At 33.5% G+C, this 25,431-nt stretch carries 25 protein-coding genes, 1 tRNA gene and 1 other annotated feature; of the genes, 7 read left to right on the top strand and 19 right to left on the bottom strand.

The window, feature by feature from the left end; all coding sequences use genetic code 11:
• Window positions 1–5: 5 nt before the first annotated feature.
• The 4 genes from leuS to nadD form a co-directional block, all read right to left on the bottom strand.
• On the bottom strand, window positions 6–2,483 hold the full coding sequence (gene leuS, locus I0Q91_RS02815; RefSeq protein WP_270452737.1) for a leucine--tRNA ligase: 2,478 nt from the start codon (window positions 2,481–2,483) through the stop codon (window positions 6–8).
• A 56-nt stretch (window positions 2,484–2,539) separates the two neighbouring features.
• Window positions 2,540–2,752 (bottom strand) — a binding site (T-box leader).
• A 54-nt stretch (window positions 2,753–2,806) separates the two neighbouring features.
• The gene (gene rsfS / locus I0Q91_RS02810) at window positions 2,807–3,160 is read right to left on the bottom strand and encodes a ribosome silencing factor (protein ID WP_270452736.1); all 354 of its coding nucleotides are present in this window, start codon (window positions 3,158–3,160) and stop codon (window positions 2,807–2,809) included.
• A gap of 5 nt (window positions 3,161–3,165) precedes the next feature.
• A complete protein-coding gene (locus tag I0Q91_RS02805; protein ID WP_270452735.1) occupies window positions 3,166–4,362 on the bottom strand; it encodes an LCP family protein in 1,197 nt (398 codons plus the stop codon).
• Entirely contained in the window at window positions 4,355–5,548 is a 1,194-nt protein-coding gene (nadD, locus tag I0Q91_RS02800; protein ID WP_270452733.1) for a nicotinate-nucleotide adenylyltransferase, read from the bottom strand. The genes I0Q91_RS02805 and nadD overlap by 8 nt, the downstream gene beginning before the upstream one ends.
• An 87-nt stretch (window positions 5,549–5,635) precedes the next feature.
• Between nadD and I0Q91_RS02795 the strand changes: the two genes are divergently transcribed.
• Window positions 5,636–6,154, top strand: a complete 519-nt coding sequence (locus I0Q91_RS02795; protein ID WP_270452731.1) for a gamma carbonic anhydrase family protein — start codon at window positions 5,636–5,638, stop codon at window positions 6,152–6,154.
• On the opposite strand, the gene I0Q91_RS02790 is transcribed toward I0Q91_RS02795, so the two are convergent.
• On the bottom strand, window positions 6,151–6,933 hold the full coding sequence (locus I0Q91_RS02790; protein WP_270452730.1) for a DnaJ domain-containing protein: 783 nt from the start codon (window positions 6,931–6,933) through the stop codon (window positions 6,151–6,153). The two genes, I0Q91_RS02795 and I0Q91_RS02790, sit on opposite strands and share 4 nt — an antisense overlap.
• Before the next feature lie 169 nt (window positions 6,934–7,102).
• Between I0Q91_RS02790 and I0Q91_RS02785 the strand changes: the two genes are divergently transcribed.
• The 3 genes from I0Q91_RS02785 (at window position 7,103) to I0Q91_RS02775 (ending at window position 9,685) form a co-directional block, all read left to right on the top strand.
• The gene (locus I0Q91_RS02785; protein ID WP_270452728.1) at window positions 7,103–7,357 is read left to right on the top strand and encodes a hypothetical protein; all 255 of its coding nucleotides are present in this window, start codon (window positions 7,103–7,105) and stop codon (window positions 7,355–7,357) included.
• Between the two features lie 22 nt (window positions 7,358–7,379).
• Complete coding sequence (locus I0Q91_RS02780) at window positions 7,380–8,618, top strand: KamA family radical SAM protein (RefSeq protein WP_270452727.1); 1,239 nt, start codon at window positions 7,380–7,382, stop codon at window positions 8,616–8,618.
• 125 nt (window positions 8,619–8,743) lie between these two features.
• A complete protein-coding gene (locus I0Q91_RS02775; protein ID WP_270452726.1) occupies window positions 8,744–9,685 on the top strand; it encodes a WD40 repeat domain-containing protein in 942 nt (313 codons plus the stop codon).
• A 120-nt stretch (window positions 9,686–9,805) separates the two neighbouring features.
• Here the strand turns inward: I0Q91_RS02775 and I0Q91_RS02770 are convergent, their stop codons facing one another.
• The gene (locus I0Q91_RS02770; protein ID WP_270452725.1) at window positions 9,806–10,426 is read right to left on the bottom strand and encodes a diguanylate cyclase domain-containing protein; all 621 of its coding nucleotides are present in this window, start codon (window positions 10,424–10,426) and stop codon (window positions 9,806–9,808) included.
• Between the two features lie 236 nt (window positions 10,427–10,662).
• Here I0Q91_RS02770 and I0Q91_RS02765 point away from each other — a divergent pair, with 236 nt between their 5' ends.
• Window positions 10,663–11,124 (top strand): GNAT family N-acetyltransferase, encoded by a 462-nt coding sequence (locus I0Q91_RS02765; RefSeq protein WP_270452724.1) that lies wholly within the window; start codon window positions 10,663–10,665, stop codon window positions 11,122–11,124.
• On the opposite strand, the gene I0Q91_RS02760 is transcribed toward I0Q91_RS02765, so the two are convergent.
• Together I0Q91_RS02760 and I0Q91_RS02755 are read right to left on the bottom strand one after the other, a co-directional pair.
• Entirely contained in the window at window positions 11,121–11,645 is a 525-nt protein-coding gene (locus I0Q91_RS02760; protein WP_270452723.1) for a phosphatase PAP2 family protein, read from the bottom strand. The two genes, I0Q91_RS02765 and I0Q91_RS02760, sit on opposite strands and share 4 nt — an antisense overlap.
• A 164-nt stretch (window positions 11,646–11,809) precedes the next feature.
• On the bottom strand, window positions 11,810–12,583 hold the full coding sequence (locus I0Q91_RS02755; RefSeq protein ID WP_270452722.1) for an outer membrane lipoprotein-sorting protein: 774 nt from the start codon (window positions 12,581–12,583) through the stop codon (window positions 11,810–11,812).
• Window positions 12,584–12,725: 142 nt separating this feature from the next.
• On the opposite strand from I0Q91_RS02755, the gene I0Q91_RS02750 reads away from it, so the two are divergent.
• Window positions 12,726–14,417: a SulP family inorganic anion transporter gene (locus I0Q91_RS02750; RefSeq protein WP_270452720.1), complete on the top strand. Its 1,692-nt coding sequence runs from the start codon at window positions 12,726–12,728 to the stop codon at window positions 14,415–14,417.
• A 9-nt stretch (window positions 14,418–14,426) separates the two neighbouring features.
• Here I0Q91_RS02750 and I0Q91_RS02745 read toward each other — a convergent pair whose 3' ends face one another.
• The 5 genes from I0Q91_RS02745 to abc-f form a co-directional block, all read right to left on the bottom strand.
• Window positions 14,427–15,536, bottom strand: a complete 1,110-nt coding sequence (locus I0Q91_RS02745) for a PIN-like domain-containing protein (RefSeq protein ID WP_270452718.1) — start codon at window positions 15,534–15,536, stop codon at window positions 14,427–14,429.
• 76 nt (window positions 15,537–15,612) lie between these two features.
• Window positions 15,613–16,131, bottom strand: coding sequence for a dCTP deaminase (gene dcd, locus I0Q91_RS02740; RefSeq protein WP_270452717.1), 519 nt, complete (start codon window positions 16,129–16,131; stop codon window positions 15,613–15,615).
• Between the two features lie 2 nt (window positions 16,132–16,133).
• Window positions 16,134–16,550, bottom strand: coding sequence for a secondary thiamine-phosphate synthase enzyme YjbQ (locus I0Q91_RS02735; RefSeq protein WP_270452716.1), 417 nt, complete (start codon window positions 16,548–16,550; stop codon window positions 16,134–16,136).
• A gap of 216 nt (window positions 16,551–16,766) precedes the next feature.
• Window positions 16,767–16,841: transfer RNA gene (locus I0Q91_RS02730), tRNA-Arg, on the bottom strand.
• Window positions 16,842–16,906: 65 nt separating this feature from the next.
• Window positions 16,907–18,829 (bottom strand): ribosomal protection-like ABC-F family protein, encoded by a 1,923-nt coding sequence (abc-f, locus tag I0Q91_RS02725; RefSeq protein WP_270452714.1) that lies wholly within the window; start codon window positions 18,827–18,829, stop codon window positions 16,907–16,909.
• A 108-nt stretch (window positions 18,830–18,937) separates the two neighbouring features.
• On the opposite strand from abc-f, the gene I0Q91_RS02720 reads away from it, so the two are divergent.
• A complete protein-coding gene (locus I0Q91_RS02720; RefSeq protein WP_270452713.1) occupies window positions 18,938–20,332 on the top strand; it encodes an MATE family efflux transporter in 1,395 nt (464 codons plus the stop codon).
• Between the two features lie 2 nt (window positions 20,333–20,334).
• On the opposite strand, the gene I0Q91_RS02715 is transcribed toward I0Q91_RS02720, so the two are convergent.
• From I0Q91_RS02715 to I0Q91_RS02690, 6 genes are all read right to left on the bottom strand, one after another.
• Window positions 20,335–21,204, bottom strand: coding sequence for a DegV family protein (locus I0Q91_RS02715; RefSeq protein ID WP_270452712.1), 870 nt, complete (start codon window positions 21,202–21,204; stop codon window positions 20,335–20,337).
• Between the two features lie 60 nt (window positions 21,205–21,264).
• Window positions 21,265–21,561: a YhbY family RNA-binding protein gene (locus tag I0Q91_RS02710; protein ID WP_270452711.1), complete on the bottom strand. Its 297-nt coding sequence runs from the start codon at window positions 21,559–21,561 to the stop codon at window positions 21,265–21,267.
• A 17-nt stretch (window positions 21,562–21,578) separates the two neighbouring features.
• On the bottom strand, window positions 21,579–22,868 hold the full coding sequence (gene obgE / locus I0Q91_RS02705) for a GTPase ObgE (RefSeq protein WP_270452710.1): 1,290 nt from the start codon (window positions 22,866–22,868) through the stop codon (window positions 21,579–21,581).
• Window positions 22,869–22,949: 81 nt separating this feature from the next.
• Window positions 22,950–23,228 carry a 50S ribosomal protein L27 gene (gene rpmA, locus I0Q91_RS02700; protein WP_270452709.1) on the bottom strand — a complete coding sequence of 93 codons (279 nt, stop codon included), beginning with the start codon at window positions 23,226–23,228 and terminating at the stop codon, window positions 22,950–22,952.
• Between the two features lie 50 nt (window positions 23,229–23,278).
• Window positions 23,279–23,590, bottom strand: a complete 312-nt coding sequence (gene rplU / locus I0Q91_RS02695; RefSeq protein WP_270452708.1) for a 50S ribosomal protein L21 — start codon at window positions 23,588–23,590, stop codon at window positions 23,279–23,281.
• A gap of 146 nt (window positions 23,591–23,736) precedes the next feature.
• Window positions 23,737–25,431, bottom strand: a complete 1,695-nt coding sequence (locus I0Q91_RS02690; protein ID WP_270452707.1) for an Rne/Rng family ribonuclease — start codon at window positions 25,429–25,431, stop codon at window positions 23,737–23,739.

The following is a 25,431-nucleotide window of genomic DNA, read 5'->3' as shown; positions in this document are numbered from 1 at the left end:
CCTACTTAAACAACTATATTTACCAGCTTATCTGGTATAACAATTACCTTTTTAACTTCTTTTTCACCGACATATTCCTGAACTTTTTCTTCTTTCAAAGCCTTATTTTCAAGGGTGCCTTTATCAAGCCCTGCTTCAACTTTCATATGCTCCCTGACTTTACCATTTATCTGAATAACAATCTCAACTTCATCTTTTTCCAGAGCTGATTCTTCATATTCTGGCCATTCCTGCTGATGAATACTAAAATCATTTCCAAGTTCAGCCCAGATTTCTTCGGTAAAATGGGGTGTAAATGGAGCTAGCATTAATAAGAGATTTTCAACGACATTTCTAAACAGGTTAGGATTAATCTGATCATTATTTAAATAAGAGTATATTTCATTGGTTAATTCCATGATAGCACTAATTGCTGTATTAAAATTAAATCTTTCTCCAAGATCAATTGTAACTCTTTTTATGGTCTCATGGAGCTTTCGATATAATTTCTTATCCTGATCTTCAAATGAATCTGGATTAATTTCAACTGAAGCATCTTTTAATAGATCCAGATTATCAATAACTGCTCTCCAAACCCTATTAACAAATCTGGCCTGACCTTCTATGCCTTTATCGCTCCATTCAAGATCTTTTTCCGGAGGAGCTGCAAATAGAATAAAGAGTCTGGTTGCATCTGCCCCATAATTAGATAGGATATTTAGTGGATCTACAACATTCCCTTTGCTTTTTGACATCTTGCTGCCATCTTTTAAAACCATTCCCTGTGCTAAATAATGATCAAAGGGCTCAATAGTTTCAGTTAGATTCAAATCCTTCATAACCTTTGTAAAGAAACGGGCATATAAAAGATGTAAAATAGCATGTTCAACGCCACCGACATAGGTATCTACAGGTGTCCAATTATCAGCATTCTCTTTTTCAAAGGGAATCTCTTCATTGCTGGCATCTAAATACCTCATGAAATACCAGGATGAATCCACAAATGTATCCATTGTATCTGTCTCACGCCTGGCATTACTGCCACATTCAGGACAGGTTGTATTAACAAATTCATCAGATTTCTTAAGTGGTGATTCTCCACCTTTTCCTAATTCTATCTCATAGGGTAATTTAACAGGTAAATCATCTTCTGATACTGGCACAATCCCACATTCATCACAATAAACCATAGGAATTGGTGCCCCCCAGTAACGCTGTCTGGAGATAAGCCAGTCCTTTAGCCTATAATTAACATTCCTCTGCCCAATTCCAGCTTCTTCTAAATATGCAGCTATTTTATCAAATGCTTCATCAGAATTCAAGCCATCAAATTTACCAGAATTAACAAGCACTCCTGGTTCAACAAATGCTTCTTCCAGTCCACCAGGTGTTTCACCGGCCTGATCTTCTGGTCTAATAACCTCACGGATATTAATATCATATTTCTTTGCAAAATCAAAGTCCCTCTGATCATGAGCAGGAACTGCCATTATAGCACCTGTACCATAATCCATCAAAACATAATTAGCAATAAAAATAGGGATTTCTTCTCCAGATAGAGGATTAACAGCCTTAACCCCTGTATCTATTCCTATTTTCTCTGAATCTGGAGAGGTCCTCTCTTCCTCTTCCTGCTGGCTAACTCTCTCAATAAATTCATTTAATTCAGCTTCTTTTCCAGAAACTTCAAGGAATTTATCAACAAGTGGATGTTCCGGTGCTAATACCATATATGTTGCACCATAAATGGTATCTGGCCTGGTTGTAAAGACTTCAATCTGATCATCTGTAGCCGGTACCGGGAAATTTATCAATGTACCTTCACTTCTACCAATCCAGTTTTTCTGCATTGCTTTAACTCTATCTGGCCATTTATCCAAAAACCTATGGTCATCAAGCAATCTATCAGCATAATCAGTGATTCTTAAAAACCACTGGGCCAATTTCTTTTTCTCTACGTCTGTTTCGCAACGTTCACAGGCATCATCAACAACCTGCTCATTTGCAAGTACAGTTTCGCAACTCGGGCACCAGTTAACTGCTGCTTTTTTCCTGTAAGCTAAATCGTTCTTAAACATTTGAATAAAGAACCATTGAGTCCAGCGATAATAATCCTCACTGGCTGTTGTAACTTCTCTATCCCAATCATAACTTAAACCTAGACTTTTCATCTGCCTTTTCATTTCAGTTATATTATCCCAGGTCCAGTCTTTAGGATGAATATTTCCATGTTCAATTGCTGCATTTTCTGCTGGGAGACCAAAAGCATCCCAGCCCATTGGATGCATAACATTATAACCCTGCATCCTTTTATATCGGGCAATTACATCGCCAATTGAATAGACTCTAACATGGCCCATATGTAATTTCCCGGATGGATAAGGGAACATTTCTAGCACATAATGTTCAGGTCCCTCCTTGATATCTACTTTGTCCAATTCAGCATTCTCCCATTTTTCCTGCCATTTCTTATCAAAGCTTTGAAAATCATATTGTTCTGCCATTAATATCATCCCCTTGTTTTATTATTATAAATAATTAAAACCCCATCCCAGAAAGAAAAAGGGACGAGGTTTATATACCCGTGGTACCACCCAGATTAACCTTAATAAATAAGGTTCACTCAAAACATTAACGCTGTTAACGTCAGAAGCTAATTTATTCACCTCTGAAACTCAAGAATGAGTTCAGCACAGGGACTGATGCCGGATCCCAGCACCTCCGGCTCTCTTCGATCAGTATGATACCTACTAATTTCTATCATCGTTTATAAGATATTTATATATTAAAATTATATGATTATTTAAATTGACTGTCAAGGAATTTTTTATGCATCTTCTAATAATTTTTTAGCATCTGCCCATAATCTCTCAAGATCATAATACTCTCTTTCCTGGTGATGAAAGATATGAACAATAATATCCTGGTAATCTAAAAGAATCCAGCGTCCCTGATCCCTGCCGGCAATTTTATGAGGTTCTATACCATCTTCAGCTAAACTATCTTCTATCTCTCTGGCAATAGCCTGAACCTGATTTTCATTCTGACCACTAACTATTACAAAATAATCAGCCATTGGTGTAAGTTCATTAACTTCTAAAACTGAAATATTCTGCCCCTTTTTATCATCTGCTATTTCTGAAATTCTTAAAGCTTTTTCCTTACTACTTAAACTTTCCATTCAATTCATACCCCTTCCTCTTCCTGGTCTCTTTCTAAAAAGTCATGTCCTATAATTATTTCAATCTTGCTTTTATTTATCTCTGAATCTTCCTCTTCATTATCAATAAAGATGGCTTCGCCACCTATATAATTTAATAAATTATTAACAGCAGGCCTTTTCTCATCAGAGTAATACCTTATTTCTGTCTCTTCATAATTAAAGTGATCAGCATTGGTTATTCTCTTGATATTAAAGCCAAACCTTTCTAACTCATTTGCCAGATTTCCAGCAACTCCTGCTGTTCCATTGCCATTACTTATAACTAAATCAGTCTGATTGTTAGCAATATATTCTTTGCTATGGATTAGCTTATGCACTAAAGCCTCTGTTTCTTCTTGATCTGGAACCCAGTAACTTGCTCCTCCAATATATTCAGGACTACCTGGAACCATGGCAGTTTCCAGATTGTTTAAATCAATATCTTTGGCCAGAAATAAAAATGATGATATATCAATTAATGGAATATTGGTATCGACTGCCCTATTAATTTCCTGGTAGATAGATGGCAATCTGGCTATTGTTGAAGGGCTTAAAGCCTGGCTAATTACAGCATTGACAAATTTCTGCTGCCTTTCAACCCTGCCAATATCTCCTCGAGAAGATTCTCTATATCTAACATAATCAAGAGCATTCTCACCATCCAGGGTCTGCTGACCTGCAGGAATACTTATATTAAGGTCACCGGCTCTATCAACATAATCTAAGTCTCTCTCAACATTAATATCAACACCACCAATAGCATCTATGATTTTAATAAAACCATCGAAATCTAAATCAGCATAATAATCAATATTTATATCTAAAAAATCTTCTATTGTTTCAATGGTTAAATCTATTCCACCAAAGGCATAAGCTGAATTTATTCGGTTAATGCCTCTACCAGGTATACTTACCCGTGTATCCCTCGGGATAAATACAAGGCCAGCCTGCCGGGTCTCAATATCAATACTTGCAAGAATGATTGTATCAGTTCTGCTAACCCCATAGTGGTCATCATCATGGCCTGTTATTAATACATTTATTTTAGAATCAGGAAATGGGTTATTTTCCTGAGCAGAAAAGTTAGTAGTCAGATATTGGCTGGCAATCCCGCCAAAAAATATTATAATAATAATCGCTATAACAAATAATTTCCCTTTGAGAGGAATTTTTTTATTCATTATTATTTCTACCTCCCAAAATACTATTTCTTAATAAAATCAAATTTGGATGAATTTCAATATTTCTATTCATCAAATATTCCAGATTATGATTAGTAAGCTTTAAAATGGCCTGTTCAATATCATCTAAAGCAAGCTTATAGATTTCTCCTCTTCCAGGATAATCTCGCCCAGGTTCGATTTTATCTGCCAAAAAAATAATTTTGCCAATTAAACCCAGGTCCGGATGACCGATAGTATGATATCTAATTGCTTCTAAAATCTGGTTATCGGTGATATCAAATTTTTTTTCTGTTAAATAAGCAGAGGCAGGTCCATGCAATAATGAAGCTTCTTTATATTCAAAAGACTTTAAAGGCCAATTAGAGTTTTTTACTAATCTCTGCAATTTAGATTCCGGGTATCCCTTACAGAGGTCGTGACAGAGAGCTGCAATTTTTACTTTCTCTAAATAGTCTTTATTACCAGCTATATTTGAAGCCGTTTCAATGACTCTTAAGGTATGTTGATATCTATCATCAGACATATTATTTTTTAAATAATTATCAATCTGTGCAAATTTAGTCTGATCAACTGTTTCTGATTTTAAATATAATCTCTTTCGAACAATATATTCCTCGACCTCAAAAGGTGTCATATATTTAATCCTTTTGTTTGATTTTATTCGTTCTCTAATCTGACTTGATGAAAAATCTATTCTGCCAACAGCTAATTTATTAATATTATCTATATATTTTTTGTATTTATCTTTAGTTAAAATTTTATCTATATTATAATTTTTCCTTGGAAGAACAAGTAACCTGCTATTTGCTAAAATATATTCTGGATCCTTCCAGCTAAATATTTCATCCAGTGAATCAGCACCAATAATAAAAGATACATTAAAACCTTCACTTTTAAAATACCTTAAAGTCTTTGCTGTATATGACAGACCTGTCTGTTTAATCTCAAAATCAGACACATTAAAATATGGATTATCTTTGACTGCAAGCCTGACCATATTTAATCTATCTCTAGCATCAGTTATTTTTTTATTTTTTTTATGGGGAGGATCACCGGCTGGTAAAAAGATAACCTGCTCAGCACTCTGCTCCCTCCTGGCAGCCTCTGCTAAAAAAAGATGGCCCAGGTGAGGAGGATCAAATGTTCCACCATAAATTACACAATTCTTATTTTTTTCAATCAAACCTTATCACCAGCCTAAATTCATGATATCATTATATTAAATGATATGTTTATATGCAAGTAAAGAATATATAAAGGAGGCCATAGTATGAATTACTCTTATAATCAACTAGAACCAGAAATTGACGAATCTGCCTATATTGCTCCAGGAGTCAGATTAATCGGTAACATAAAAATTGGAGCAGATTGTAATATCTGGCCAAATGTTGTAGGTCGTGGAGATATGGATAAAATCATTATTGGAAGTGGTACTAATATCCAGGATAATTCTACTCTCCATGTTGATTTTGACCAGCCTTTAATAGTTGGTGAAAATGTAACAGTTGGCCATTCCGCTATCCTGCATGGTTGCGAAATTGAAGACGAATGCCTGATTGGTATGGGAGCAACTATTTTAAATGATGCAAAGATTGGCTCTGGCAGCATCATTGGTGCAAATGCCTTAATCCCTGAAGGCAAAGAAATCCCGCCAAATAGTCTTGTTGTTGGGCTCCCAGGAAAAATTATTAGAGAGACTACTGAAGAAGAAAGGAAAAAAATAAAAGAATCTGCTAAAACCTATATTAATTTAGGTAGAGAGCATAAAAAGTCTCAAAAAAATAGTTAACTTCTTTTACTTTTCATGATTTCTTCATAAGCAGCCTGTATCTCAGTGAATTTTTCTTTGGCCATTTGCACAAATTCATCTGGTAAGTCTTTAGCTATTATCTTATCTGGATGATATTTTTTAGCTAACTCCCGATACTTCTTTTTGACCTGGCTTTTATCAGCACCAGGTTCAAGGTCTAAAGTTTTATAAGCTTCTTTTAGCCGGTTCCTGCTGGACATCCTTCTGGAGCCGGTTCTATTATTTCTATAACTTCTACTGTCCTGATAATTTTTTTCATGACTGAGTCTGAATATAAATTGTAACTCATCTAAAAATTCTTCCTGCTTTTTACTGGGGCCATCATTGGCATCACTTAAACGGAACAATAAATTCATAATAGAATTTAAAATATTTGGATTATATCTAACTAACTTTGCAATCTTTTCTGCATAATATTTTAAATCATAACCATTTCTTTTAGCCTGATCAAAAAATTTAATGGCCATCTTTCTATCCTGCTCACTTAAATTCAATTCATATCTAACAAAATGATCAACAATATCTATTTCTTCTCTTGTAACAACACCATCCCCCTGAGCAAATACTGCTAGCAATCCAAAAAGATTTTTGTAAAATTCCTGTTGTTGAAGATTACGGCTATTATATGAAAATCTTCTACTTGAACCACCTGAATTGCCTTCAAATAAATAACCTATTAAGGCACCAAGTATTGCTCCTGGAATATTAAAAAATAAAAAACCTATTATTGCCCCTGTCAGGGTAAGACTACAACCCAAAAGAAAAACCTCCTTGTAAACTATAAAGCTAAAATACCATCATCTTATATTATAACATAACAAACAGAAAAAGTTTAATCTAATTACAATATATTTGCATACTAGATAATTTATTGATATTATTATTATGTGGAGTTTTTTACCCATTTAGCCTGGAAGGAGAAATTAAATGAATAAATTATTGAATTTTATACTTTCTGTTTTAGGTCTATTATTAATAATTGTCGCAATATTTGTAATTGGCTTGACTGTCTTTACCAATATAATTCCAGAACACTCTTTAATTTATGTTTTAGATATTCCTGAAATAGCTGTTGTCACTGGAATTGTATTTTCATCTTTTTTATTTTTATTATTACCAGGTTTAATTCTTATTGCATTTACAAGAATAATTAATCTCCTGGAAGAGATTACTAACCTTTAATTATGCAAGGAGTGGATAAAAAATGGAAAAAAACTTAGATGAAAATAGGCAAGCTGCCTTAAAAAGAGCCAGTCAGCTTAAAGATACTATAGATGATTATTTACAGGTAAAATCTAAAATTAAAACCGGTATAAAAATGAAAAATGAGATAGAAAATAATAAAAAATTAATTATGTCTAAGTTGAAAGCTACTGAAGATAACTGGAATGATTGGAAATGGCAACTGGATAATAGAATTACCGATATTAATGATTTAAAAGAGCTGATCAATATCTCAGATGAAACTCTTGAGGAAATAAAACTTGCTGAAGACAAGTATCGCTGGGCAATTTCTCCTTATTTTTTAAGCCTGATCGAACCTGGTGATCCAGATTGTGTAATTAAAAAACAGGCCCTCCCCTCTTCATTAGAATTACAGAATAATGGTGGAAAATTAGACCCGATGAAAGAGGAATTAACAAATCCTGCTGGGACAATAACTAGAAGGTATCCTGATCGTCTTATTATCAAATTAACCAATATCTGCGGAATGTTTTGCAGGCACTGTCAAAGACGAAGGGAGATTGGCGAAACTGATCAGCATCACAATCAAAAAGAGATTAATAAAAGTATCGAATATATTAAAAATAATAAAGAAATTAGAGATGTTTTATTAACTGGTGGAGACCCTTTAACTTTAACTAATGAGCAACTTGAAAAAACACTTAAAAAACTAAGAGCTATTGATCATGTTGAAATCATAAGAATCGGCAGTAGAATGCCTGTATCAGTTCCTCAGAGAATTACTGATGAACTCTGTGATATGCTAGAAAAATATCACCCATTATATATTAATATCCAGGTTAATCATCCTAAAGAACTGACTGCTGAAGTTTACCAGGCAACCAAAAGAATTAGTAAAGCCGGGATACCGATTGGCAATCAGGCTGTATTATTAAAGGGGATTAATGACAACCCCCATGTTATGAAAAAGCTTAACCAGGAACTATTAAAGGCAAGAGTTAAACCCTATTATATTTTTCATGCTAAAAATGTTAAAGGCACTAAACATTTTCAGACTTCTGTAAGTACAGGTATTGAAATAATGGAAAAGCTTAGAGGTTATACCTCTGGTATGGCTATACCGACATATATCATTAATGCACCTGAAGGCCTTGGTAAAACCCCAATTAACCCTATTTATAATATATCTCAGGGCAAAGGTTATATTAAGATAAGAACCTGGGAAGGTAAAGTTATAAATTATCCAGATATATTATAAGTGATCATACTTTAAAATACTTTGAAAATATTTTTTGGCATATTGATTTTTCTATTGACATTGTTAATTTTTATGCTATTATTTAATCAATATCTATCAAGAAATTACTAGGAGGATGATTAAAAATGCCAAAATCAGTTCAGTTCTCTGTGTTCACAAAAAGTTTTGTTATTGTTTTCTCTTTCCTCTTTTTGGTGATGATCACTTCTGGTTTAACAGTTTCTGCTCAGAACCTGGATTGGCAGCTCAATCTAGAAGATTTCGATGCCCAGTCAATAGTTGTAGATGCTGAGGGCAATATTTATATCGGTACTACAGATAATTCTGTTAAAAAATTGGACTCTGATGGCAATCCGATCTGGGTATTTGATGGCCATAGAGGTGTAGTAAATTCAATTACCCTTGACAATAACGGAAATATTTATAGTGGCAGTTCTGACAATACTTTGCGAAAAATTAATTCTGACGGCCAGGAAGTCTGGCAGTATGATCGCCACTGGTCTAATGTAACATCTGTTGCTGTTGATAATTCTGGCTACATCTATACCGGCAGCAGGGATGGTCTTGTCAGGAAGTTTAACCCTGAGGGTACCAGGCTGTGGACATTTGATGGCCATACCGGACCTGTCCATGCTGTTGCTGTAGACTCAGAGGGAAATGTATTTAGTGGCAGCACAGATAATACTTTGAGAAAGATAGATGCAGACGGCAACCAGGTCTGGTATTATGATCGTCACTGGGATGCTGTTACAGCTATTGCAGTTGATGCTGAGGATAATATTATTTCTGGAAGCAGGGATAGTGAGGTTAGAAAATTCAATCAGGATGGCAGAAGATTATGGACATTTAAAGGCCATACTGGGACAGTCCAGTCTCTAGCCACAGACTCCCAGAATAATATCTATACTGCTAATACTGATACAAAGATATTCAAACTGGATCCAGAAGGGTCAGAAATATGGAGATTTGAAGATTTAAGAGACGGAATTTTCTCGATTAGTCTAGATAATCAAAATAATATCTTTATTGCTGACAATAATATGAGAATTAAAATGTTATCTCAATAAAATAACTAAAATTAAGGGCCGATTAAAATCGGCCCTTTAACTCTGTAATACTATTTATATAATTTATTTGCTCAATATAAAATCTGAAACCAGACTTCTAAATTGTTATAATGATAAGAATCAACTGAAAATATAGAGATTAATCTCTCCCTTTTCTCTTAAAAGATCAATTGCAGGCTCTACTCTGTCTAATAAATCTATGCAGTTCTCCTGGGGCCGTAAAGCTGTAACACCAAATTTGAAATTAAAATTACCTATACCATCAAACTTCTGTTTATCAATTTCCCTGCTAATTCTTTTCCCTAAATTAATAGCTGAATTCAATCTGGTATTGGGGTTAATAATTATTAGAATATCCCGACTCCATCTGGCTAAAATATCTACCTTTCGAATTTTTCTGGAGATTATCTCAGAGAGTCTTAAAAACATTGTATCCCAGTATCTGTAATTAGATTTTTCTTTTAAACTTTTTAATAAGTCAAAATGCAGGATAATTAATGAAACATTACCATTATATCTAAGTTGCCGATTAATTTCAGTTTTCAGTTCCTGTTTCAATTTACTCTTATCGCAAATTAAATTGACTTCTTTTTTAAAATCTAATTCCTGAATAAAATCCCTTGAGAGTTCTCTATAATCCGGGTTGATCTGGTAATTATAAATTAAATTCTGGCATTCCGGGTCTTTTTTAAGTGATTTCTGAATTTCCTGATAGATTTCAGTGATATCTTGATAATCCAAAATATTCCCCTCCTTTTTCAAAGTTTATTATAAGACCGAATTATATATAATAATTTTTCTGGAAGGGAACTTATATATTATACTATCATTATACCAAAACCCATCTACAAAATGAAGATTATAATAAATTTATAGACCTTTTACCTGTTTTAAAGTTAAAATTTATTAAATAATGCAGGTAAATAGGTCATACATCAAGAAGTATATCGATAAGACTATTGGAGGTGGTGATATCTTTGGAGATAAAATATTTAGTTGATGCAAAGGAACATTTACCTGAAATTAGTATCTGGTTATATAATCAATGGGGAGTCTATTATGAAGATTCCAGTCCTTTTCAATGGTACCAGGATTTAAAAAGCCGCTTAAATAAAAAAGAAGTTCCAACCTGTTTTGTTGCTCTAATTGATGATAAACCTGTTGGAACTGCATCATTAATCGAAGATGATATGAAAACCAGGCCAGAATTAAGGCCCTGGCTGGCAGATGTTTATGTATTGCCTGAAGAAAGGGAGCAGGGAATAGCAACACAGTTAGTATCTCGAGTAAACCAGGAAGTTAAAGATATTGGTCTGGACAAATATTACCTCTTTACCAGACATGCAACTGGATTATATTTAAAACTGGGCTGGGAGATAATCGAGAATACTACCTATAGAAATAAAAAAGTTGATATTATGGTTTATCATTTAAATTAAGCTAAATTTAGATATATAGATATCTTTTTAAATATAAGGCTAATTAATAAGGCCAATAAAGCTCCTATAATTATATCTAGCGGATAATGAACTCCAACCATAATCCTTGATAAACCGGTGATTGCTGCTAAAAAAAGTGTGTATTTGCCTAAATCTTTATTTACGTAAAATAATATAGATATAGCTATTACAAAAGCACTGATGGCATGTCTACTGGGCATTGAGCCACTGGCTGAATGGTAAATCAAGTTTTCTATATTCAAAGTAATAAATGGCCTTGGTCTATAATATAGTATTCTAATTATTTGCACTGTTATTAATGATGTAATAGGCGCTAATAAAAATGGAACAATTTTTTTGCTTTTATTATATATAAGTACCCCGATACCAGTTATGTAAATTAAAGCAAAGATTATTGAAGACCAATCTGTAATTATAACCATCAACTCTCCAATTAATTGGTATTCTAATGATATATTAAATAACCATTGAAATAAAATTCTGTCTAACTCAAATAACATATTGTATTAACTCCTTTTTTGGACTAAAAATTAATTGTAAACTATATTAATTATTTTATCAAGATTATATTTTGAAATTATTGTATGTATTTTTTTAGACCTCTGATGAAATTCATCAGAGGTCTAATATTATTCAATAGTTAGACAATATTAGTCTGTAAATATTACTGCAGCTCATCCAGGGTTAGTTTTCCATCCGGGATATCATAATCTAGTTCTATCTCATCTATCTCATAGATAGTCTCAGTATCTTCAAGCAGTTTATCTTCCATTACCATTTTAGTTGGAAGCCAGCGATCATCATCAATTTCAGTAACTTCTTTTATAATCATCTCTTTAAGCAGGCGTTCATCTCTGGAATACATCTCTTCATGAAGGATTACAAATCTTTCAACATCAACCCAGAGTTTCCGCTGATAATAAGCTGGCTCTTCATCTTCTTTAGCAGTTGCAGATATTAAATATGCCTCTCTTTCATTTATCGTTTCTCTATCAACTTTTTCAAACTCATATAATTTAGTTAACTGTTCTGATTCCAGTAAATCCTGATAGGAAAAATCACTCCCCATCATTCCCTCTTCGAGCATATGGCCTGAGATCCTGACTAAGTCTTCAGCATCAGGGAAATACATCCAGAGCTCATCATCCTGCATGAGATACCTGGTTCCACGGTCTCTAGGATTATGAAATTCAGTTAATGCATCAGTTATTTCTCCATCACTTCTTATATATGATTTCATCTCTTTTACACTTTCTCGATCACCATCTATAATCGTCATTTCTGAAACGACTCTAGCTGAGGCTAAAAATTGATTATCATCAACTAATTCCATAATTTCTTCTCCTGTCAGTTCATCAGCCAAAATATCTTGGTTAAATAATCCAGAGACTAAAATCAATATTACTGTTAATACAATTATTAATAGTTTTTTGTTCATTGATTATGCCCCCTTCTATTTATATTATAGCATTTCATAAGTATTTTAAAAGAGAGCATTATAATTGTTTTTTAATATTAATATGTTATAATGTTAGGGATGAAGGAATAAATATAATTTCAGAATCAGGTGAGTAATTTTTATGAATTTTTATTTTAAAGAAAAAATAAAGTCTAATTTATTGAGGGGTCTTCCAGAATCGAAAGCCGATTTAAAGGCAGATTTTATATCAGGTTTATCGGTAACTGCATTGGTCTTACCCCAGACAATGGCATATTCTTTAATTGCCGGTCTCCCACCTGTCTATGGTTTATATTCTGCCATTATTGGGATGATTACTGCATCAATTCTTACATCCTCGAAATATTTGATTGTTGGGCCTGCTAATATAACTTCCCTGGCTATTGCCAGTGTCCTCTCAGGTATACCAGAGGAAAATTATCTCCAGGCAGTATTATTATTTACTTTTATGGTTGGCATCATGCAGATGCTAACAGGTCTTTTAAAATTAGGTGAGTTGGTTAAATATATTTCTAGATCAGTAATTAATGGACTGTTAACAGGAGTCGGCCTCCTGATTATAAGCGGACAATTAGGTTATTTTTTCGGTTTTAAGCACCCATCTGGTTCAAATATATTTATGGAATTCTATTATTTTATAATTAATATAAATGAGATTAATATCCATGCCATTATAATTTCCAGCCTCAGTTTAATTCTTATAATTTTTATCAAAAGATATAAAGCCGATATAGCTTATCTCATACCTATGACTATTTCAGTTATTCTTGTTTATTTTCTAGGCTGGGAGAGTAATTTAGAGGTGGCTGGAGCATTTCCACCTGGAGTACCAACTTTTAACCTATTTGAATTTGAAAGCAGTTTTATGCTTAATTACTGGTCAGCAGCTTTATCTACGGCGCTGTTAGGTTTGATGTATACCTTAAGTACGATTAAGGCATTAAAGTTAAAAACAGGCCAGGATATAGATTTTAATCAAGCATTTTTAAATCAGGGTTTTGTTAATATAGCCTGCTCTTTTTATGGAGGTTTTATGACCTCTGGCTCAATGACAAAAAGTTTTGCCAATCTCCAGGCCGGGGCCAGGAGTAAATTATCTCAACTTATTTCGGCTATAAGTATATTACCAGTCTTGATATTTTTCCGATCCCTTGGAACCTATATCCCAATACCGGCTCTAGGAAGTATTGTAATAGTAGTTGCAGCTGGAATGATTGATTTTGATGAAATAAAAAATAGCTTTCAGAATAAATTTGATGGCATTATCTTTACAATTACTTTTATTACAACAATTTTTGCGCCAAGAATCGACTATGCAATTTATTTTGGAATTGGAATTTCATTAATTTTAGTTTTAAAGAATTCAAGCGGTTTAAATTATTCATATTTAACTTATCAAAGTCAAAGTGATGAATTTATAAGCAATAATACCTGTTCAACTTTAAATAAAGAATATATATTAATTAATCTTTCAGGTAATATTACTTTTAATTCTATTAATCGCTTAAAAAAAGAATTCAATAACCATGAAAGTTTAAAACAAAAATTTATTATTAGAATGCAGGATGTAGAAAATATTGACCTATCTTTTATCAAAGAGTTAGAGTATTTTATAAATAAAGTTCAAAGAAATAACGGAAAGGTAATATTTGCAGGCTTAAATGAAAATATTGCAAATACCTTAAAAGATTATGGTCTGGACAGTCTAATAGGTAAAGAGAATATTTATTTATCTAAAGATAAATTGTTTGCCTCAACTAAAATGGCTATTAAGCAGGCTACAAGAATTTCTTTATCAAAATCTAATAGTTAAATTCTCTATTTAATTACTTGAAAGGCTGGTTATAATATCTAATGTGCTTTCTAACTCATCTATTTCAGCCTGCATTGAGGAGATGGAGTTGAGTCTGTAATTCTTTTTTCTTTGCAGTTTATTGAGCCGGTCAGTTATTTTTGATTTAAATAGTTCCAGTTCATCTTCAGTAAACTTTTCTGCTTTAATATCCAGTTCTCCTTTTAATTCATCTAAATCAAGCTCGGAGACTGCATTTTGCTTAATCTCATCGAGCTGCCCCTCTGCTAATTTTATATCCAGATGATTTTCTAAACCTCTAAAGAAATCAAGGGAGCTATACATATGGAAGAGAGTTTTTCTTTCTTCCATCTCCTTTTTCATAAAATAGGTTGGTCCAAAATTAAGGCCACCTGCCTGCTGCCACCAATCTCCATTTGTTTCATCTGTTATAAATATAATTGGCTTCTCAGTTGTTTCTGCTTTTTTAAGAATCTGTTTCCAGATAATGAGATCGCCATATTTTCTATTATCATCAAAATTATAATCTAATTTGCTGTTTTTATTTTTATCCTTATAACCAGGGGAAATTCCCTTTTCATATCTGATCTCCCCCTCCTGGTAAATTTCTTCTAATTCTTTCTCTGTAAGTTTCTTTCCGATTCTACCTTGAAATATTTCTGAATAGCTGGAGCGTATATCATCATCTCTGAATCTATCTGGAAGCCTTTCTACCTGGGCCTTAATGTTATCACTGAATTCTGATTTCATCTTTAGGATCATGTCTTCTATCTCATCCCAATTTAGAACTGGGTTATACTGATCTCTATTATCAACTAGCTTCGATTGAATATAATTGGTGAAACCTTTGATTAGATCGCTTTTTAGATTTTCTGTTTGTTTATAAACTGACATAATTACATTTAATCTATTCTGATGATATTCATAGAGGACATTATAGGGAAGCCAGATCCTCTCCTTTAATTTTTCAAAAATATTGAGTATCTCCTGGCTGGTTTCCTGGCTTAAATTGTATAAACTCAATAATATATTGGTATCAAAGATAAATATACCTTCCTGCCAGATTTTATTAAGCTCTGATTCAGTCGGATAATAAAACTCAGAAAATTCTTCCTTCATCATAATTCTCCTTTCAGTAAAGCTTAAAATTTTGATAGCTGTTCTAAAATTTAATAAATTCTATAATGATTAATAGTTACTTAAAATCTTTAAAGAGCAGGCTTTTCTGGATTCCCTGATTGTTCTGATATTTCCCACTTGAGTATTTATCATAATCGCCCTCGATCGTATGATAATAAATCTGGCAGATCTCTATATCTGGATAGATTTTAACTGGCTGAATGCAAAAGATCTCCAGAGTCCAGAAACCACTAAAGCCGATATCACCAAAGCCTGCTGTAATATGAACAAATAGACCGAGGCGGCCAATGGAAGACCTGCCTTCCAGCATCGGCACATATTTATCTGTACTTGTATATTCTACTGTTCTGCCTAAATAAAGTTTTCCAGGCTCCAGAATTAAACCATCCTGAGGAATGGTTATTGTTTCTGTTGAGTTTTCTTCTTTTAAATCTAAAACCTCGTCTTTATAGACAAGCAGTTGATTATGGAGTTTTAAATTGTAACTATTTGGATTGACCTGGTCTTCTGAAAAGGGATCGATAATTATCTCATCATCTATTTTCCGTTTAATCTCTCTACCTGAAAGTATCATGATTATTCACCAATAATCTTTACAAGGACCCTTTTTTCTCGCTGTCCATCAAACTCACCATAGAAAATCTGCTCCCAGGGGCCAAAATCAAGCTTGCCATCGGTTACAGCAACAACTACCTCCCTGCCCATGATTTGGCGCTTTAAATGGGCGTCTGCGTTATCCTCAAAGCCGTTATGGGCATACTGTGAGACTGGTTCATGGGGTGCAAGTTCTTCCAGCCATTCGATATAGTCCTGATGAAGACCACTTTCATCATCATTAATAAAGACACTTGCTGTTATATGCATAGCATTGACAAGACATAAGCCATCCTTAATTCCGCTTTCTTTCAAGATTGATCTCACCTGACCGGTAATATTGATCAGTTCCATTCTGTTATCGGTGTTGAAGTATAGATATTTTCTGATTGATTTCAACTTCTATCACTCCCTGATTATATATTTAAAAGCTTAATTATATTATTAAAGATCAGAATGGTTTTATCCTTTATTTGATATCAGATTCATTTATAAAATATTGATTTTGATTGGATGAATGTAGTGTTGATGTAGGGTTGGTGTAGGAGGGATATAATATCAAAAAAGACCCAACCCTATTTAGGATTGCGCCTGGAAAATAAATATTATTTAAAGTGGTACCCCCAGTAGGAATCGAACCTACGCTCCTGGCTCCGGAGGCCAGTGCTCTATCCACTGAGCTACGGGGGCTTATTAATGTAATTCCTTAATAATATTAACAGATAACCTCCTTTATGTCAAGATGATACGGGAGCTTAAATAACCTCTTCCCACTGAGAATACAGCTGATTGAGTTCATTATCTAACTCTTTCTTTTTCTGCTCGAGATTATTTAATTTTTCAATATTACTATTATAACTGGCTGAAATCATTTCTGATTCAATTTCTTCTTTTTTATTTTCAAGTTCTTCAATTTTACTTTCGAGCTGGTTAATCTTTCTCTCTCTTTTTCTTTTAGCCCTCTGTCTTGCTTTTTGTTCATAATAAAATTTTTCATCTTTTCCAATCTTTTCACTTTCAATCTCTTCAGTATTAATATCTTGATTATTATAGAGGTCATCTCTTTTTCTGAGATAATAATCATAATCACCAAGAAACTTAATCATTTCTTTGTTTTTAATTTCATAAATTTTATCAACAACTTTATTTAAAAAATAACGATCATGGGAAACTACAAGAACTGTTCCCTGATAGTCCTTTAATGATGCTTCAAGTATCTCCCGTGAATCAAGATCAAGATGGTTGGTTGGTTCATCTAATATTAAAAAATTGGCTTTACCGTGCATTAATTGTAGAAGACGCAATCTAGAAATTTCCCCACCACTTAATGCTCCAACTTTTTTATATACATCTTCACCTTTAAACAAAAATTTAGCTAACAAATCTCTGGCTTCACCGGTTTTAAGACCGGTCTTCATTTGCAATGCATGTAACATTGTATCATCAGGGTTAAATACTGGCTTCTGCTGGGCATAATAACCTATTTCTACTCCATGTCCAATTTTTACTCTTCCAGAATCAGGCTCTAAATCTGATAAAATCATCTTTAAAAGAGTAGTCTTACCAGACCCATTGGGCCCAATTAAAGCAGTTTTTTCTCCCCTAAAAAGTTCTAAATCCACTCCATCTAAAAGCTTTTCTCCTGGAAAACTAAACTCCAGGTTTTCAATTTTTAAAACTTCATCTCCACTTCTAGTTGATGGCTGTAAATTTAGTGATATATTATCTTTTTTACGGGGCTTGGGAATTAGTTCCATCTTTTCAAGTTTATTTTCTAAACTTTTTGCCTGTCGATGAAATTTTTCATTGTCCCCGGCTCCAGCATTACCGAAAACTCTATATTGCTCAATCTGTTCTTTAATTTTCTTAATCTTTTTTTGCTGTTCCTGATACTTTTTAAGACGGATTCCATATCTACGTTCCTTTTCCTCTAAATAAAATGAATAATTTCCTGGATAATCCTCATTCTCTCCAAATTCAATTTCAACAATCCTGCTTATAGTTCTATCTAAAAAATATCTATCATGGGAAATTATAATAACTGAGCCTGGATAATTATTTAAATATTCTTCAAGCCATTCAACTGATTCAATATCAAGATGGTTTGTAGGCTCATCAAGTAATAATAAATCTGGTTCTTCTAGTAATAATTTAACGAGGCCAACTCTTGTCTTTTCACCACCACTTAACATTTCTATTGTTTTATCTAATTCTTCATGTTTGAAACCAAGACCAATCGCTACCTGCTTTATTTTACTCTCATAACTATAACCAGCTGATTGTTCAAATTTTTCCTGAATCTTACTATACTCTTTTAATAAATTGTTTGTTTCTGTTTTTGAGTCTGAAGAGGAGATTTTTTCTTCTAGATTGCTGAGTCTTTTCTGTAATCTAATTTCTTCAGCAAATACAGTTAGACATTCTTTAAAAATTGTATTATTTTGATTTAAATCTGGTTGCTGACTTAGTAATCCAATTTCGATATCATTATTAATATTTATTTCACCTGAATCTGGTTCTTCCAGGCCAGCTAATATTTTAAAGATAGTGGTCTTACCAGTTCCATTTCTTCCAATTAAGCCGATTCTCTCTTCTTTTTGAAGGGATAGACTAAAATCTGTTATTACCTCCTCGATTCCAAATGATTTTTCTATAGATTTTAATTCAAAAATCAACATTTCATTCACCTCAGAAATTTTAAATATATTAATTATTTGCTTGCATTTATTTATTAAAAGATATATAATTATAAAAGATTTTAATCAGCATCATTGAGGAGGATAATTTTGACTCAACTTGATAATAATCAACACTTAATCCTAAATGGAAACATAACAAAAGCAATCATGATTCTTGCTGGGCCTATAATGATGAACAATGTTGTCCAGTCTACTTATGATATTACAGATACTTACTTTGTCAGTCAACTTGGCTCAATACCAATGGCAGCTATGACTTTAGTCTGGCCAGTGGTTTTCTTCTTTTTAGCCATTGGAATGGGTATGAATATAGCTGGAACTTCTTTAATAGCTCAGTATATTGGCAATGGCCGAAAAGATGAAGCTAAAAGGACAGCTGGAGAACTGATTTCTATCTCAATTATTCTTTCATTAGGTTTAGGTATCCCTGCTGCTTTAGCCAGTCATAGAATTGTCAGTCTAATGGGAGCAGAGGGCGAAGTCCTGACAAATGGAGTAGCCTTTTTAAGGATTATGCTATTTGGAATGCCAAGCCTCTTTTTATTTTTAGCCTATGCTGCCATATTACAGGGCCAGGGCGATACGATGACACCAATGAAATTAAAATTAACATCTTTAATCTTAAATATTATTTTAGACCCTTTACTAATCTTTGGTTTAAATTTTGGAATAGCAGGGGCTGCTATTGCCACAGTATTTTCTCGAGGAATCTTTGCAGCCTACGGTCTTAAAACATTATTTAATGCTCAAGATGATAAACTAGTGCTTAGTTTTAAAGATTTAATACCAAGTGATCGGATTATAAGTCTCTTTAAAGTTGGTTTACCTAATTGTATTGGACAATCAATGGCTGCTTTCGGTTTTATGTTTTTAAATATGTTTATTATTGCCTATGGCAATGAAACTATAGCTGCTTTTGGAATCGGTAATAGAATCTCATCTTTTGTTTTAATGCCAGCTATGGGTATTGGAACAGCCCTGGCAACAATAGTTGGTCAAAACCTGGGTGCTGATCAAATAGAAAGAGCAAGATCTGCTATAAAAAGAAGCGCTTTCTTATCAACAGTAATAATGGGCGGTGCTGGCTTATTATTTTATAATTTTATTCCTAATTTAACAGGCTTTTTTACTGAAGATATAACTGTATTTAATCAAACAGTGGATTATCTCCAATTAATAATTCTAACACTTCCTTTAATGGGCTTCTTTCAGGTATTTATCGGTACATATCAGGGTTCAGGCCATACTATTTATTCAATGATAATGATGGTAGGCCGGTTATGGGCTTTAAGAATACCTTTGATTTTATTCTTCAGAGAATTTACAAACTTTGGGCCTACCGGTGTCTGGTATTCTATGATATTAAGCAATTTTATTATCACTTTAGTTGGGCTGGGAATTTACCATTCTAGAGTCTGGGAATCAAAGGTCATTTCCAGCGAAGCCAGAGATCTTAAAAGTAAAAATGTTTATCAAAATTAAATTTAAATAACTACTGGCTCAGCAATTTTTTCTTTGCCTCTAAAGAAAACTGAAACAGTGCCTGGGCCAGCATGAGAACCAATTGCTGCTCCAATTTCTCCAATTAAAAATTCTTCTGTACCAAATTTATTTTCTATTTTTGACTTAATTTTCTCAGCAAGCTCCGGGCTGGCTGAATGATTTATCCCAATCATTTCTTTGTCAGGTCTTTCTCCGGCTTCCTTCATTTCATCTATTAAAAATTGCATCATCTTCTTTTTTCCCCTTACTTTTGAATATGGTAATATCTCACCGTCTTCAAAGTGGAGTATTGGTTTAATATTAAGGACGTTAGCTATCATAGCCTTTCCTCCTGAAATACGCCCTCCTCGCTTTAACATTTCGATAGAACCAACTGCAAAGATATGTTCCATATAAGCAGCACTATCAACAGCTATCTCTATTAACTCAGAGAGTGTTTTACCCTCTTTAATAGCTTTTGCAACTCTTAATACTGTCATTCCAAACCCTATCGATGCACTGCGGGTATCTACCACTTTAATATCATCACTTCCAATATTCTTTTTAGCTAAAGCGGCAGATTGAAAAATACCACTTAATTCTCCTGAAAAACAGAGAGCCAAAACCTGATTGTCTTTTTTTAATTCTTCTCTAAATACCTGCTCATATTTACCTGGTGAAATCTGAGAAGTAGATGGCATAGCACCATCTTCTAATTTTTGATAAAATTCATCTGTACTTAAAGTTTCTCTATCAAGAAAACTTTCATCACCTATATGAACTGGAGTCGGTAGCATCCTTATGTCATATTTTTTAATTATATGATCCGGGAGATCTGAACAACTATCTGTGACTATTTTAATTTTATTCATTATAAGCCTCCTTTTATCTATGCTACCTTAATTATTCAAGCTAACTCCAAAAATTCCTCCTTATTGAGGTATATTATATCCAGATATTTCGGGATTTTCTCTATAAAGTAAAGCTACATGACCAATTACCTGAACTACACTGGAATCTGTTTCATCTGCTAATTTATGGGCTGATTCCCTGGCTGATAATTGATTATTATCAAGAACTCTTATTTTAATTAATTCATGATCTGTCAAAAGTTCTTCAGTCTTTTCAATAGTTGACTCTGAAAGACCATCTTTTCCAATCTGTAAAAGTGGGTCCATGCCATGGCCTTCTGCTCTCAAATAACTTCTATCTTTGCCTGTTAATTCCATTAATAACACCTCCTATTTTATAGTATATAATCAAACTCAAGTCCCCCAACTCTAACTGTGGCTCCAGAAGGAATGTTTTTATCAGCTAAAATTTCATACAAACCTTCTTTTCTTAATATATGAAGCATTCTTCTAACGGCTGCATCATTACTCATATCAGTTCTACTTACAAGTCTTTCAACTAATTTACCCTTAACTTCATAATATTTATCCCTGATCTTATTTACAATTAATTCAGGTTCTTCATCTTCAAAGTCAGGAGTAATAACAACCATATCATCTTCTTTTGAATCAATGGTTTCTTCAGGCAGTTCATATTCATTAATTAATCTACCTAATTCTTTTTTCAAAACTTTTATTCCCTCTCCAGTAATTGCTGAAACAGGATAAACTTCATAGCCTCCGTCCTGAAAATACTTCATTAATTCAGCAACTTCCTGTCGATCGTTAAAGAGATCGACTTTATTTAAAACCACAATTTGGGGAAGTCTTGATAACTTTTTGCTAAAACTTCTTAATTCATTACTTATTTTTTTAAAATCATCTTTTGGATCTCGTCCTTCAAGTCCTGAAGCATCTAGAACATGGGCTAGGATTTTTGTTCTTTCTAAATGACGTAAAAATTCATCCCCAAGACCTTCACCTTGATGTGCTCCTTCAATTAAGCCAGGAACATCTGCTACTACATAGGAAGAATACTGATCATATTCTACAACTCCAAGGTTTGGAGTGATCGTTGTAAAGTGATAGCCTGCAATCTTTGGTCTGGCAGCTGATATCTTTGATATAATTGTAGACTTGCCAACATTAGGAAAACCAACAAGGCCAACATCAGCTATAAGCTTAAGTTCCAGTCTAATATTTTTTTCTTCTCCAGGTTGACCCTCTTCAGCAAATTTAGGGGCCTGTCTTGTTGAACTTTTAAATCTAGCATTTCCACGGCCACCCTGACCTCCTCTGGCAATAACAAATTCTGATTCTGGTTCAGTTAAATCTATAAGTTCTTTTCCGGTAGAATCATAAACTATAGTTCCAGGAGGAACATTTAAAATTAAATCTTTACCTTCTTTTCCAGTTTTGCCTTTTTCCTGGCCTCTTTTACCATCTTTAGCTTTATATATATTGTTATATCTTAAATGGCTTAAAGTATTCAAGCCTTTATCGACTTTTAATATAACATCGCCGCCATCGCCTCCGTCACCGCCATTAGGGCCTCCTTGAGGTTCATATTTTTCACGGCGAAAACTAACTGCTCCATTTCCTCCTCGACCAGCTTTTACTTTAATTTCTATATTATCTATAAACATATAATCACTCCTGTTAGCTCGATATAAAAATCCCCCAGCACCATGTACTGAGGGAGATAAAAAGTCTATTCAAAACAGTACTTACTGAGCCATTGCTTCATACTGTTCTGGAGTGTAAACGCTTATTGTACGCTTCTTCTTACTTTTTCTTTCAAAATTAACGTAACCGTCTACTTTGGCAAAGAGGGTATCATCATTGCCTCGTCCAACATTAAATCCAGGGTGGAATTTAGTACCACGCTGTCGGACCAGGATGCTGCCGGCAGTAACAAATTCTCCACCGAATTCTTTTACTCCAAGTCGTTTCGATATGCTATCGCGACCATTCTTAGAACTACCAACACCTTTTTTCGTTGCCATTTATCCTCACCCCCTGTATCTGAATATAAAATTTATTAAAATTGTTTTTATTATCCATTAATTGAATCTATTCTAATTCTGGTGAAAGGTTGTCTATGTCCAGTCTTTGTCCTTTGACGACTTTTTGGCTTATATTTAAAAACAGTAACCTTTTTGTTTTTACCATGTTCTAAAACAGTTGCTTCAACCTTAGCATTTTCTAAATAAGGCTGACCAACATTTAAGCCTTCATCATTGGAAATAGCTAATACCTGATCGATATCAAGCTTCTCTCCTTCTGGAGTGGTTAGCTTTTCAACCTTTAAGATATCACCTTCATTAACACGATACTGTTTACCACCAGTTTTTATAATTGCATACATAAAAATCCACCTCCTTTTCCTCAGACTCGCCAGTTCAGGGAGAGATCTCTCTCATTTTAGTTAGCCCTTTCCTGCGCGGTTTTGGTCAGGCAGGCACTAATTTTAGTCCCTACAGAATAAAATATTATCATATAAATCTGTTAAAGTCAAGAATTAGATAATAGTTCTGCTTTAGCATAAGTTCTATGAACTGAATCAATTTTGACCCTGCATTCCTGGCCTACTCTATCACCAGCTTTTTCTACGATTATTATATATCCTTTATATCTGCTAATACCTGCGGAGCGATTTTCAGAATGCTGATCTTCTATCTTTAAACGATATTTTTGGCCCTCTTTTACTGGTAATGCCAGTTCTTTCAACTCTTCTTTGCTACCTTTTTTAATCACTTCAAAATCTTCACGATGTAATTTATTATTTCCTCTTATATAAATATCTTTATCAAGATCTTTTTCTAATTGGTTTAATTTTTCTCCACCATTACCAATTAAAACTGCAGCAACATCTGGATGGACTTCGCATAAAATTGCTTCAAAATTCTCCCTTGAAGCCAGTGAATTTAATTCTCTAATTACTTTAAAAGCCATTGTAGTTTCAGCAACAATCCTACCTGTTCCATCACAATATGGACATTCTTTTTGAACTAACTCACTTAATCTTTCTCTTACTTTCTTTCTTGTCATCTCAACTAACCCTAGCTTAGTTAAGCCTAATATTGATGTTCTAGTTCTATCTCTTGCCAGTTCCTGTTCCAGTACTTCAAGAACTTTGTTCCTATTAGACTCAATATCCATATCTATGAAATCTATAATTATTATTCCACCAATATCCCTTAACCGTAACTGTCTGGCAATCTCTTTTGCAGCTTCTAGGTTAGTTTTAAAAACAGTATCCTGTAAGTTCTTTTTACCGACAAATTTTCCAGTATTGACATCAACAGCTACAAGAGCTTCTGTTGAATCAAAAACAACATGACCACCTGATTTAAGCCAGACTTTACGACGCATTAATTTGTCTAGCTCCTGCTCGATACCATAGGTCTCAAAGATTGGTCTTTCTCTTTGATATAAAAATATTCTAGAATTAATATCTGGATCAAGTCTTTCAGCAAACTCAGAAAGATTTTTATAATCTTCTCTATCATCAATAACAACTCTGTCAATATCGGACCCTAAATGGTCTCTAACAATCTGATGAATTAAATTTATATCACTATGGAGAAGTTTCGGAGCTTTTGATCTTTTATAGCGGGATAAAATTCTCTGCCATAACGAATTCAAAAAGTTATAATCCATCTTTAAAATTTTCTTTTCTTTATTGGCAGCATTAGTTCTTATAATTACCCCTGTGTTACCGTTCTTTAAACCTTTAGTTATATTTTTTAATCTACCCCGTTCTCCATGATCTCTTATCCTTCTAGAAATATTAATCCTATTTTCATTTGGAAGAAAAACATAATATCTTCCTGGAAGACTTACTCTACATGTTAATTTCGGACCCTTTTCCCCAATAGGTTCCTTTGTCACCTGAACCATGATTTCCTGGCCAGGACTTAAAACATGATTTATCTTTAATTTTCTCTGGGAAAATCTTTTTCTTTGCTTTTCATTAAATAATGGGTAAGCATCGTTTATATGAAGAAAACCATTACGCTCACTGCCTATATCTACAAAAGCAGCCTGCATACCAGGAAGCACATCTTTAACTTTTCCTCGATAAATACTCCCTTCATTACGTTCATAGGTGTCTCTTTCAAAAAATAGATTATCTAAATTGTCATTTACTAAAATTGCTGCTCTCTTTTCTCGAATACCTGAATTAATTAAAATCTTCTTACTCAC

Source organism: Halonatronomonas betaini, from assembly GCF_015666175.1.
In the GTDB taxonomy this organism is placed as follows: domain Bacteria; phylum Bacillota; class Halanaerobiia; order Halanaerobiales; family Halarsenatibacteraceae; genus Halonatronomonas; species Halonatronomonas betaini.
The sequence above is the reverse complement of the archived record's forward strand: the minus strand, read 5'-3'. Positions and strand labels throughout refer to the sequence as shown.

Excerpts from the sequence above, each read along its gene's own strand:
- leuS (WP_270452737.1), bottom strand. The coding sequence starts at position 2,483 with ATGGCAGAACAATATGATTTTCAAAGCTTTGATAAGAAATGGCAGGAA.
- rsfS (WP_270452736.1), bottom strand. The coding sequence starts at position 3,160 with ATGGAAAGTTTAAGTAGTAAGGAAAAAGCTTTAAGAATTTCAGAAATA.
- I0Q91_RS02805 (WP_270452735.1), bottom strand. The coding sequence starts at position 4,362 with ATGAATAAAAAAATTCCTCTCAAAGGGAAATTATTTGTTATAGCGATT.
- I0Q91_RS02795 (WP_270452731.1), top strand. The coding sequence starts at position 5,636 with ATGAATTACTCTTATAATCAACTAGAACCAGAAATTGACGAATCTGCC.
- I0Q91_RS02785 (WP_270452728.1), top strand. The coding sequence starts at position 7,103 with ATGAATAAATTATTGAATTTTATACTTTCTGTTTTAGGTCTATTATTA.
- I0Q91_RS02780 (WP_270452727.1), top strand. The coding sequence starts at position 7,380 with ATGGAAAAAAACTTAGATGAAAATAGGCAAGCTGCCTTAAAAAGAGCC.
- I0Q91_RS02775 (WP_270452726.1), top strand. The coding sequence starts at position 8,744 with ATGCCAAAATCAGTTCAGTTCTCTGTGTTCACAAAAAGTTTTGTTATT.
- I0Q91_RS02760 (WP_270452723.1), bottom strand. The coding sequence starts at position 11,645 with ATGTTATTTGAGTTAGACAGAATTTTATTTCAATGGTTATTTAATATA.
- I0Q91_RS02755 (WP_270452722.1), bottom strand. The coding sequence starts at position 12,583 with ATGAACAAAAAACTATTAATAATTGTATTAACAGTAATATTGATTTTA.
- I0Q91_RS02750 (WP_270452720.1), top strand. The coding sequence starts at position 12,726 with ATGAATTTTTATTTTAAAGAAAAAATAAAGTCTAATTTATTGAGGGGT.
- I0Q91_RS02745 (WP_270452718.1), bottom strand. The coding sequence starts at position 15,536 with ATGAAGGAAGAATTTTCTGAGTTTTATTATCCGACTGAATCAGAGCTT.
- dcd (WP_270452717.1), bottom strand. The coding sequence starts at position 16,131 with ATGATACTTTCAGGTAGAGAGATTAAACGGAAAATAGATGATGAGATA.
- abc-f (WP_270452714.1), bottom strand. The coding sequence starts at position 18,829 with ATGTTGATTTTTGAATTAAAATCTATAGAAAAATCATTTGGAATCGAG.
- I0Q91_RS02715 (WP_270452712.1), bottom strand. The coding sequence starts at position 21,204 with ATGAATAAAATTAAAATAGTCACAGATAGTTGTTCAGATCTCCCGGAT.
- I0Q91_RS02710 (WP_270452711.1), bottom strand. The coding sequence starts at position 21,561 with ATGGAATTAACAGGCAAAGATAGAAGTTATTTGAGAGCAGAAGGCCAT.
- obgE (WP_270452710.1), bottom strand. The coding sequence starts at position 22,868 with ATGTTTATAGATAATATAGAAATTAAAGTAAAAGCTGGTCGAGGAGGA.
- rpmA (WP_270452709.1), bottom strand. The coding sequence starts at position 23,228 with ATGGCAACGAAAAAAGGTGTTGGTAGTTCTAAGAATGGTCGCGATAGC.
- rplU (WP_270452708.1), bottom strand. The coding sequence starts at position 23,590 with ATGTATGCAATTATAAAAACTGGTGGTAAACAGTATCGTGTTAATGAA.